Below are 5,452 nucleotides of genomic sequence, written 5' to 3' on the forward strand. Positions count from 1 at the left end.
GGCCCCGTGAAACTCAGATTCTCGCTCCAGTCTCAGCATTCGCCGCCGAACGCCGGATCGACCGAGCGCGGACGATCATCGACGGATGGGGGTTCAAGTCCCCTCTGCGCCTCTCTCGTGGCGCGGTAGTTCAAAGGCAGAACACGTCGGTCTCAGAATGATCCGCGGCTCTTAAACGCCGCCGGTGTGCGCAATTGGGTGGCAAACTGGAGCCCGGGAGCTGGATATGCTCCCGGGCTCCGTCACGTGCGCCTTCAGGATTGCCGCCCCTCCTGGGCGAAGCGCAGCAGGAGCAGGGCGATGTCGTCGGTACGGGGGGCTCCGCCGCGGGCGTGGTCGATGAGCTCGTCGGCCAGCGTGCTCACCGGGTGGCGTTCGCGGGTCGCCGTGATCCGGGCGGCGACGGCCGCGATGCCTTCCTCCAGGTCCTCGCCGGGGACCTCGACCAGCCCGTCGGTGTACAGGGTGAGCAGGGTGCCCGGCTCGAACGGGACCTCGACGGCCGTGTACGAGGCGTTCCGGTCGATGCCGAGGAGCAGCCCCGGCGGCAGGTGCAGCATCTTCGCCGGGCCGTCGGCGTGGCGCAGCAGCGGGGGCGGGTGGCCGGCCGTGACCAGGTGGGCGGTGCGGGCCGCAAGGTCGATGTGGGCGTACACGCAGCTGGTGAACAGTCCGGGTTCGAGGTCGGTCAGGAGCCGGTTGGTGCGGGCGAGGACCTCCGCCGGAGGGTCGCCGGCGGTGGCGTGCACGGCCGTGCGGACCTGGCCCATGAGGGCGGCGGCGTTCACGTTGTGGCCCTGGACGTCGCCGACGGCGGCCGCGACGGTGGTGTCGTCGATCCGGATGAGGTCGTAGAAGTCGCCGCCGATGTCGAGCCCGTGCGCCGCCGGCAGGTATCTGGCGGCCACCTCCAGGTGCGGGACGCGGGGCAGGACGCGCGGCAGCAGGCCGGTCTGCAGGCTGTGGGCGAGCTGGTGGGTGGCGTCGTAGAGGCGGGCACGGTCCAGGGCCTGCGCGATGAGTCCGGCGAGGGAGGTCAGGATCGCCCGTTCACCGGGGACGAACGAGTGGGGGCGGGCGTAGGCCAGGATGAGGGTGCCGATGGGCCGGCCGGACGCGATGAGGGGCAGGAAGGCCCACGCCGCCATGCCGTCCCCGATCACGACGGCGGGGAAGGCGGCCGCGAGCTCACCCGCGTCGGCGAAGAACAGCGGCTCGCCCGTGCGCAGGCCGTGGGTGCTGGCGGTGTGGATGCCGAGCGGGATGCCGTCGTAGCGGTCCATGAGTTCGGCCGTGTAGCCCCGGAAGCCGACGATGCGCAGGCGCTGGTCCTCGGCGACCAGGAGGGCCAGGGCCTGGGCCCCGAGCGCGGGGACGAGCAGGTCGGCGGCCTGGTCGACGACGTCGCGGGCGTGGACGGCCTCCGTGAGGGCGGCCGCCAGGTGCATGAGCTGGTAGAGGGCGGTGGCCCGGCTGGGTGAGGGCTCCGCGGGGTCGGCCGTCGGCGGGGCGGGCGGCGGGACGGGTTCGTCGTCGGCGACCGGGGTGATGCGGACGCTGATCCCGGTGTCGTCCGGGTAGAGGTCGAAGCGCAGGTAGCGGCCGATCGGGGGCGCGGCGGTGAAACTGCGGGGCAGCCGGCTGATCGCTGCGGCCCGGTAGTGGTCCTCGATGACGGGGGTGTCCATCCAGGGCAGTGCCTCCCAGGGGAGGGCGCCGCGGAGCCGGGAGACGGGTGCGCCCAGCAGCTCGGCCGCCTCGGCGGTGATGAAGGTGATCGTGCCGTTCAGGTCGAGTGCGCAGTTACCTCCGGGCAGCCGGCGGATGAAGGCCATGGCGGCGGCCGCCTCGACCGGGCCGGGCGTGGGAGGGGGAGGCGGGCTCAGCATGACCGGGTGCGCCGGCGGCCGGACGGGGTGTCCGGCGTCGGCGGCCCGGCGCAGGTGGTTCGCGAGGCGCCCGCAGGCCGAGTCCACGGCGTCGCGCTCCCCGTCGCTCAGCCGGGGCGCGTGGGAGCCGGGCCACAGGAGGACGAGACCGGCCCCGGTGGGCTCCGCCGCCTCGGGCGCCGGGTCGGGGACGAGCGGGGCGGCGGCGAGGGCGAAGTCGTACGGCAGGACGAGGCCCAGGCGCGGGTAGTGCCGGGCCGTTTCCTCCTGGCCGCCCAGCCAGACGAACCGCCCCTCGCGGACCGCGTCGGCCACGGGGATGGGGTCGTCCAGGACGACCCGGGACCAGGGCAGCGCGAACTCGCGGGCCAGGCCGACGGTCATCGCCAGGTGCAGGACGCGCCGGGCGGGGTCGGGCAGGTAGAGCATGCCGACGGACGCCCCCGCGGCCGCGCCGGCCCGGATCAGGGCCTCCCCGAGCGCCCGCTGGTCGACGCCCTCGGCGCCCTCGACCGGCGCGGCGGGTTCGGCGGGCCCGGGCGGCAGGGCCCCCTGGTCACGCCCCGGTAGGTTCCGCACCCGTCCATCGTCCCCCCCACACCCCGCCAGCGCGTCGGCACCGGGCCGTTCCCGGCGAGCCCGCTCCCGCCGGGACCGGACCGTGTGCGCACGGGCGGCTACCGGCTGTCACGCATAGGGGTCGAAGGGGATGGGGGGCTTCGAGGCGTTCAGGGCGTCGCCGAAACGGCCGTCGGTGATCTTGATGGTGGCGGAGCCGAAGTCGGCGGTCATCAGCTTGTCGCGCAGGCCCGCGGGGTAGCCGTTCCAGCCCACGAGGCGCGGGTGGAACCAGTTGCCGGTGTGGTTCTCGGCGGGCTCGTCGTTGCCGTTGGCGAGGCGGTAGAAGTGCGTCGACGCGCCGTCCTTGTGGTAGACGACCTTGGCGTGCGTCCCCTCGAAGCGGACCTGTGAGCGGGGGTACCACTTCCAGCCGCTGTGCTGCGAAGTCGACACGTACTGGACCTCGTTGTCCTTGATCCAGACCACCACGTGCTCGAAGTCGTGGCGGTGTCCGATGGCCAGGGGGCCGAGCGTGGCCTGGTCCTTCTCGAAGTAGCCGGCGTACATGACCGCGCACCAGCCGTTGTTGCACTTCTCGCGGGAGTACGTGTTGGAGTTCTGCAGTTGCGCGTAGTCCCGGCAGTGGCCGTTCACCGCTCCGCCGGGCTTGAGGCCGGGGTTGAGGACTCCGCTGCTGCTGATCGCGGCGGTGGCGTAGCAGCCGTCACCGTCGTAGTCGAAGGCGGGCGAGAAGGTCTGTTCGAGGCCGTCCGCGTTCTGCGGCAGGGCCGGTATCACGTCGGCGACCGCGACGGCCGGGAGGATCATCACGAGTGCCGCGGCGCCGAGGCCGGCGGTGGTGAGGGTCCGGCGGAGTCCGGCCCACGGCCGGGGCCGGGGTCCGGAACGGGGCCGGGACGCATCGGGGGCGGCGGCTTCGTTCGTCGTCCTCGTCGGTGACAGCAGGCTGCGCACATCATCTCCTTGACCTGACCGGCGGCTCCGGGCACCGGCAGCCGCGAACCGGGGGAACCCTAGCCCGGCCGTGTTCAAGTCCGGGTCGAGTCAGGCGAATTCCAGGTGTATTCCGTTGCGGCGTCGAGGAGCCAGTCGGCGAGGTAGCCGGCGAACGAGGAACGCACCAGCACCCGGAACCCGGCTCCGGAGCCGGATCCGCCCCCCGCCCCGGGTTCCTCGCGCACCAGCACGACCTGCGCCCGGGCCAGCGTGGTCTGGGCGCAGCGCCCGGCGCCGAACATACGGGGGTGCAGGTCGAGGGAGCAGCCGTGCGCGAGGAGTTCGGCGGCCCGGGCCCCGCCGACGAGGAGGGTGGTGCGCTGTGCGGAGACGTCGACGACGGAGGCGTGCGCGTCCGCGACGGCCTCGCGCAGCCGGGCTTCGAGATCCGTGCGGGTGCCGGCCGGACCGGTGACGAGCCATTCGTCCGGGCCCAGCCACAGCGCCGTGGACCCGTCGCCGCGCGCGAGCGTGTTGGGCTCCCGGGGCAGGGGGAAGCCGAGGGCGAGTGCCACCGAGTCGGCGGCCGGTCCCGCGGGGTCCAGGCGTACGTCGACCTGGGCGAGGAAGGGGAGTTCCGCGAGCCGCAGGGACCCGCCGGAGGCGCGGCCGGCGGCGGCGAAGCGTCCGGCGTACCGCGACAGGGGGCTCAGCCCGTGGCGGCGGTCGGCGGTGTCAGCCATCGCGGCGTGTCCCCTCGGGGTCGTAGAGCACGGCGTCGGCGACCGTGACGGGGACGAGTGCGTCGCCCACGGGTGCGTACAGCCGCTGCCCGATGCGGTCGCGGCCGCCCTTGACGAGGGCGAGGGCGAAGGTCCGGCCGAGCGCCGCGCTGCGGTAGGCGGAGGTGACGTGTCCGAGCATCGGCACCGGCGGTTCGGGCAGCGGGGCTGCGGCGACCAGCTGGGTGCCTTCGGGCAGCAGCACGGCGGGGTCTTCCGGCAGCAGTCCGACGAGCTGCTTGCGGTCGGTCCGGGCGGTGTCGGTACGGGTGTGGGAGCGTTTGCCGATGAAGTCGGGCTTCTTGCGGGAGACGAGCCGGCCCAGGCCGAGGTCCTGCGGGGTGACGGTGCCGTCGGTGTCCTGGCCGACGACGGGGTAGCCCTTCTCGGCGCGCAGGACGTGCATGGTCTCGGTGCCGTACGGGGTGATGCCGAAGGGGCGGCCCGCCTCGTACAGCGCCTCCCACAGCGCGGGGGCCTCCCACGGCACCACGTTGATCTCGTAGGCGAGTTCACCGGAGAAGCTGATCCGGCAGATGCGGGCCGGGACTCCGGCGACGGCCCCGTCCCGCCAGGCCATGAACGGGAAGTCGGCCGCATCCGGGGCGAGTTGGGGAGAGAGTGCGCGCAGGACGTCCCGGGAGCGCGGCCCGACGAGGGCGACGGTGGCCCACTGTTCGGTCACCGAGGTGCAGTGCACGCGCAGTTCGGGCCATTCCGTCTGGAGCCACTCCTCCATCCAGTCGAGTACGGCCGCGGCGTTGCCGGTCGTGGTGGTGACGAGGAAGCGGTCGTCGGCGAGGCGGATCGCGGTGCCGTCGTCGAAGACCATGCCGTCGGGGCGGCACATGATGCCGTAGCGGCACCTGCCGGTCTTCAGGGTGCTCATCACGTTGGTGTAGAGCCGGTCGAGGAAGATCCCGGCGTCGGGGCCCTGCACGTCGATCTTGCCGAGGGTGGAGGCGTCCATGAAGGCGACTCCCTCCCGGGCGGCGCGGCTTTCGCGCAGCACCGCCGCCTCCTTGTCCTCGCCGGGGCGCGGGTAGTACCAGGGCCGTTTCCACTGGCCGACGTTCTCGAACTCGGCCCCGTGCGCGAGGTGCCGCTCGTGCAGGGCGGTCACGCGGACGGGGTCGTGCAGCGGGCCGCGGTCGCGGCCCGCGAGCGCCGCGAAGGTTACCGGGGTGTACGGGGCGCGGTAGGTCGGAGGGCCCAGCTCGCCCTTTGAGACGCCGGGCTCATTGGCGTCGAACCCGGGCGGGA

General features: G+C 73.5%; 4 protein-coding genes. All 4 read right to left on the reverse strand.

The features are described 5' to 3' along the window. Window positions 1–254: 254 nt before the first annotated feature. Window positions 255–2,468 carry a PP2C family protein-serine/threonine phosphatase gene (locus tag ACFXA3_RS19090; protein ID WP_385188174.1) on the reverse strand — a complete coding sequence of 738 codons (2,214 nt, stop codon included), beginning with the start codon at window positions 2,466–2,468 and terminating at the stop codon, window positions 255–257. A gap of 108 nt (window positions 2,469–2,576) precedes the next feature. Then, on the reverse strand, window positions 2,577–3,278 hold the full coding sequence (locus ACFXA3_RS19095) for an NPP1 family protein (RefSeq protein WP_385188186.1): 702 nt from the start codon (window positions 3,276–3,278) through the stop codon (window positions 2,577–2,579). A 221-nt stretch (window positions 3,279–3,499) separates the two neighbouring features. Next, a complete protein-coding gene (locus tag ACFXA3_RS19100; RefSeq protein ID WP_385188176.1) occupies window positions 3,500–4,150 on the reverse strand; it encodes a sarcosine oxidase subunit gamma in 651 nt (216 codons plus the stop codon). Continuing rightward, window positions 4,143–5,452, reverse strand: a 1,310-nt coding sequence (locus ACFXA3_RS19105) for a glycine cleavage T C-terminal barrel domain-containing protein (RefSeq protein ID WP_385188178.1), incomplete at its 5' end; no start/stop codon positions are given. The genes ACFXA3_RS19100 and ACFXA3_RS19105, both read right to left, overlap by 8 nt.

The organism is Streptomyces sp. NPDC059456, assembly GCF_042750055.1.
In the GTDB taxonomy this organism is placed as follows: Bacteria; Actinomycetota; Actinomycetes; order Streptomycetales; family Streptomycetaceae; genus Streptomyces.